We start from the raw sequence: 321 nt of genomic DNA, 5'->3' as shown, positions 1-321 counted from the left end.
CTGCCACTAAGTCTGACGCGCGACAGGAAAGCCACGCCGCTCCAACGTGACCACCACAACGACGCGAACACGAAGTTGTCGCCCAACTCCTCGATCAACGCGTCCGCAACGGTCGACCACTCATGGAGAACGAGTTCCTGGACCAGCTCCGACGCCGACGGCAGTTCGCACTCCACGTCGCCCGGGGATCCAACGCCCAGACGTTCGCACAACCGGCCCAGCGCGATCTCGTTGATCCCCGGATACTCGCCGGCCACGTCGAAGTCCAAGGAGTAGCACCACTCGCCCGGCGTCCCCTGGGGCCTACCCCCGGATCTTGGA

The 321-nt window shown here is 64.8% G+C and carries 1 protein-coding gene; it reads right to left on the bottom strand.

The genetic code is table 11. The annotated features are described in order from the left end of the window. Positions 1–269, bottom strand: a 269-nt coding sequence (locus N866_RS19515) for a hypothetical protein (RefSeq protein WP_155855532.1), incomplete at its 3' end; no start/stop codon positions are given. Positions 270–321 lie beyond the last annotated feature (52 nt).

Source organism: Actinotalea ferrariae CF5-4 (assembly GCF_000603945.1).
Taxonomy (GTDB): domain Bacteria; phylum Actinomycetota; class Actinomycetes; order Actinomycetales; family Cellulomonadaceae; genus Actinotalea; species Actinotalea ferrariae.
Note: the sequence above shows the minus strand (reverse complement) of the source record. Positions and strands in the feature narration are given on the sequence as shown.